At 61.8% G+C, this 2084-nt stretch carries 3 protein-coding genes and 1 pseudogene; all 4 read left to right on the forward strand.

Annotation, left to right across the window (positions count from 1 at the left end; all coding sequences use genetic code 11):
- A pseudogene (locus tag VG320_RS18555) lies at positions 1-191 on the forward strand (hypothetical protein); the annotation flags it as partial.
- A gap of 74 nt (positions 192-265) precedes the next feature.
- The gene (locus VG320_RS18560; RefSeq protein ID WP_327201547.1) at positions 266-1495 is read left to right on the forward strand and encodes a FlhC family transcriptional regulator; all 1230 of its coding nucleotides are present in this window, start codon (positions 266-268) and stop codon (positions 1493-1495) included.
- The gene (locus tag VG320_RS18565; RefSeq protein WP_327201548.1) at positions 1479-1658 is read left to right on the forward strand and encodes a hypothetical protein; all 180 of its coding nucleotides are present in this window, start codon (positions 1479-1481) and stop codon (positions 1656-1658) included. The genes VG320_RS18560 and VG320_RS18565 overlap by 17 nt, the downstream gene beginning before the upstream one ends.
- Positions 1659-1669: 11 nt before the next feature.
- Complete coding sequence (locus tag VG320_RS18570) at positions 1670-2032, forward strand: hypothetical protein (protein WP_327201549.1); 363 nt, start codon at positions 1670-1672, stop codon at positions 2030-2032.
- Positions 2033-2084: the final 52 nt, after the last annotated feature.

Raw genomic sequence — 2084 nt, forward strand, 5'->3', positions numbered from 1 at the left:
GCAAGCGCCTCGACGAAGAGATGAACGGGCTCCTGGTCGGGTTCGGCGAATTCGTCCAGAAATACCATAGCGCGCAGCTGCTCTGCACAGCTGGAAGCGCACTCGACCAATACAGGCCGCTTTTTGACGCACTCGCCGACATCGTCGGCAAATTCCACGCAGAGATCCAGGTCGCGAGAAAAGCCGCCTGAACAAACCACAACGCGTACGGGGAACGCGGGACGGTCACGACGGCCTGTCCCACCTAAACTGAGCAGACACACCGATGAACAATACAAATAACAATCACGAAAAAACCGCCGAAGACTACAAGGCACTGGACCGGCTGTACCTGCAACCGTGGATCGCAGAGCGCCTGCGCGGTATCAACTATGACCTGGTCGAGCATATTCATCACATGCTCGTCACCAATCCGGCGTTCAGCCAGATTTACGGCGTCAACCTGAAGTCGATCGAACACCTGCGGCACAACGAGAATTCGCTGCGCACGCTGCTGGGCACGCCATTTCTCATGCTCTCGCCGTCGCTGCCGTCGGTGGAGGACTGGCGCTGCTTCGTCGACGATACGGCAACAACCGTCGCGGTCGACGATCTGCGCAAGCTGATGCCGTTCGATCGCGACGCGCTCACGACCCAGGCCATCCAGCATCACAATCGTCAGTTTCTCGACATCGTGCAGGCCGTGGCCAACATGAGCGTGCTGAGTGCGCCGCTGCTCGGCATGACCCCGGAGCTCGTGCGGTACCTCGGGAGCCTGCCTTCCTACAAGCTGCGCACGGCACTCGAGCGTATCCGCGACCTGCCGCTGTTCCGTTGGCGCTTCCGCAGCCCGGCATTCTGGTTTGAATACACGGCCCACGACATGAACGCGGACCAGGTCGCGCATCACATCATGGCCACGACGCCGTTTCGCGCGGGCGAGCTTCCGCATACGGCCCTCTGGGCGGATCTGCGCCTGGGGCGCGATACGCACGAAACGTACGCCGCCGCGTTGATGGCGCATGGTTGCCGCGCAAGCACGGCGGCTACGCTGTTCCGCCTGCCGCAAAGCAAAACCCGCCAGATGTACGTAGCGATTCATGGTAAGCCGTCGATCTGCGGCAACCTGCCGACGTCGCTGCAATGGTTCGTGGACAAGCCGCAGCACCGTCTGCATTCGACCGTGTTTATCTGGCTCTATCGTGCCGCGCTCACGATGAACGCCAACACCCCGCAGGCACTGATTGCGGCAGCAGACCTTTATGCAAACCTGTTCCCGCGCCAGGGTCTGCTCGCCACCGATCGCGCATGTAGCCTGACGCGCCGCATGGGCGCCGACACACGCCTGACCATCGCACCATGCCGCGAGTGCAGCACGCCCTACATCGTCGCGAACAACGAGACGAAGATCGAGATGCACCACAGCTTCGTGTGCCCATCCTGCAACGACAGCCTGCAGACGCGCACCCCAACGCGCGGCCGCAAAAGGAAGAGCGAGAATGCAACTGGAAAATAACCTCAACGATATGCCCGCTGGCCTCATCGTGTTCAGCGCCGACGGCACGACCCAGTTCGGCTGGCAGAACCCGGAGACCGGCGCGTTTTACGCCGAAGAAGATGGGCACTGCATCATGAACGCGATCGGCTCCGTGCCCTGGCAGGCCGGCGCGAAACACTGACGGAGCGCGTGATGGAAGATCTCGCCTGGATGGTACGGGACAGCACGTCGGCGTGGCTGCGCGGTTACGACGATGGGCGGTTCGCGGGCTATGAAGTGTTCTACCGGCGCGCATTCGATGCGGACGCAACGAGCTTCAATCTGGAAAAGCTCAACGAGGACTACGCGGTGTGGACAAATGAGCGACCCTCGCGGTTGTTGCGCACGCTCAATCGCCCGATCGTCGCGCGCGGGCTGATCGCGCTGCTCGCCGTGTGGATCGGCGCCCATACTGTGCCGGCCGCCGCTGGCCTCGCACCAAACGCCACGGCCGTCATCCTGGTGGTCGCCTTCATCGGGTTGCGGATCTTCCATCGCAAGCGCAAGCGTCGTTGAAAAACGATTCGTTTCGCATCAAACCCGCCCGTCGAGGCGGTTTTTTATGCGT

It is taken from the genome of Paraburkholderia sp., from assembly GCF_035948235.1.
Taxonomy (GTDB): domain Bacteria; phylum Pseudomonadota; class Gammaproteobacteria; order Burkholderiales; family Burkholderiaceae; genus Paraburkholderia.

Bases quoted from the DNA above. Each gene is read 5' to 3' on its own strand.
- VG320_RS18560 (WP_327201547.1), top strand. From the start codon at position 266: ATGAACAATACAAATAACAATCACGAAAAAACCGCCGAAGACTACAAG.
- VG320_RS18565 (WP_327201548.1), top strand. From the start codon at position 1,479: ATGCAACTGGAAAATAACCTCAACGATATGCCCGCTGGCCTCATCGTG.
- VG320_RS18570 (WP_327201549.1), top strand. From the start codon at position 1,670: ATGGAAGATCTCGCCTGGATGGTACGGGACAGCACGTCGGCGTGGCTG.